Here is a 2,009-nt window from a genome sequence, read left to right on the forward strand (position 1 = left end):
AATAAAAACATAGTTAATGCGCGAGCCTGGAAAGGGTCTCGTAGGGGGAATAGGATGAATATTTTAGGTTTTTTCCAGCGCCTCGGTAGGGCTTTGCAGCTCCCTATCGCCGTGCTACCGGTTGCAGCACTGCTGCTGCGATTCGGGCAACCCGATCTTCTCAACGTGCCGTTTATCGCCCAGGCTGGCGGCGCAATCTTTGACAACCTGGCGCTGATTTTCGCCATCGGCGTTGCTTCCAGCTGGTCTAAAGACAGTGCAGGGGCCGCAGCGCTGGCAGGGGCGGTCGGTTACTTCATCCTGACGAAAGCGATGGTAACGATTAACCCGGAAATCAACATGGGCGTACTGGCGGGTATCATTACCGGTCTGGTCGGCGGTGCGGTATATAACCGCTGGGCAAACATCAAGCTGCCAGACTTCCTCAGCTTCTTTGGTGGCAAACGCTTCGTGCCAATCGCGACCGGCTTCTTCTGTCTGGTTCTGGCCGCGATCTTTGGCTACGTCTGGCCGCCAGTGCAGCATGCTATCCATGCGGGCGGCGAGTGGATCGTCTCTGCGGGTGCGATGGGTGCGGGCATCTTCGGCTTCATTAACCGTCTGTTGATCCCAACCGGTCTGCATCAGGTTCTGAACACCATCGCCTGGTTCCAGATTGGTGAGTTTACCAATGCGGCGGGTACCGTTTTCCACGGCGACATTAACCGCTTCTACGCGGGTGATGGCACCGCGGGCATGTTTATGTCCGGCTTCTTCCCAATCATGATGTTTGGTCTGCCGGGCGCTGCGCTGGCCATGTACCTGGCTGCGCCGAAAGCGCGTCGTCCAATGGTCGGCGGTATGCTGCTGTCAGTCGCCATTACCGCATTCCTGACCGGTGTGACCGAGCCTCTGGAATTCCTGTTCATGTTCCTGGCTCCGCTGCTGTACCTGATGCACGCGGTGTTAACCGGTATCAGCCTGTTCGTGGCGACTCTGCTGGGCATCCATGCGGGCTTCTCCTTCTCTGCAGGCGCGATCGACTACGTGCTGATGTACAACCTGCCAGCGGCAAGCAAGAACGTCTGGATGCTGGTGGTGATGGGGGCGGCCTTCTTCGTTATCTACTTCGTTCTGTTCAGCGCGGTTATTCGTATGTTTAACCTCAAAACGCCGGGCCGCGAAGATACCACTGATGACGTCGTGACCAGTGAAGCCAACAGCAATACCGAAGAAGGTTTAACTCAGCTGGCAACCAGCTACATTGCCGCAGTCGGCGGTACCGACAACCTGAAAGCCATTGATGCCTGTATTACCCGTCTGCGTCTGACCGTGGGTGACTCCGCTCGCGTAAGCGATGCAATGTGTAAACGCCTTGGCGCATCTGGCGTCGTTAAACTGAACAAACAAACTATCCAGGTTATCGTGGGCGCCAAAGCGGAATCCATCGGTGACGAAATGAAGAAAGTGGTTGCGCGTGGCCCGGTCGCAGCGGCATCAGCTGACAGCGCACCTGCGGCAACGGCGACTCCGGCCGCGAAGCCACAGGCCGTGCCTAACGCCGTGACGGTGGCGGCTCTGGTCTCTCCGGTAACGGGTGAGGTCGTTGACCTTGAACAAGTGCCTGACGAAGCGTTCGCCAGTAAAGCGGTAGGCGACGGCGTGGCGGTGAAACCAACGGACAAAACCGTCGTCTCTCCTGCTGCGGGTACTATCGTGAAGATTTTCAACACCAACCACGCGTTCTGCCTCGAAACCGAAAATGGCGCGGAGATTGTTGTCCACATGGGCATCGATACCGTTGCGCTGGAGGGTAAAGGCTTTACTCGTTTGGTGGAAGAGGGCGCTGAAGTGGTGGCCGGGCAGCCGGTTCTGGAGATGGATCTGGACTTCCTGAACGCCAATGCACGCTCCATGATCAGTCCGGTTGTTTGCAGCAACATCGACGACTTCAGTGGCCTGGTTATTCAGGCAAAAGGTCAGGTGGTTGCAGGTCAAACGCCGCTGTATGAGATTAAAGGCAAGTAATC

1 protein-coding gene is annotated in these 2,009 nt (G+C 56.8%); it reads left to right on the forward strand.

The features are described 5' to 3' along the window. Nucleotides 1-54: 54 nt before the first annotated feature. A complete protein-coding gene (gene nagE / locus L977_RS15580; RefSeq protein WP_023332402.1) occupies nucleotides 55-2,007 on the forward strand; it encodes a PTS N-acetyl glucosamine transporter subunit IIABC in 1,953 nt (650 codons plus the stop codon). Nucleotides 2,008-2,009: the final 2 nt, after the last annotated feature.

Source organism: Enterobacter sp. ZOR0014 (genome assembly GCF_000798855.1).
In the GTDB taxonomy this organism is placed as follows: Bacteria; Pseudomonadota; Gammaproteobacteria; order Enterobacterales; family Enterobacteriaceae; genus Enterobacter; species Enterobacter kobei.

Coding starts and splice junctions, on each gene's coding strand:
- nagE (WP_023332402.1), top strand. CDS start 55: ATGAATATTTTAGGTTTTTTCCAGCGCCTCGGTAGGGCTTTGCAGCTC.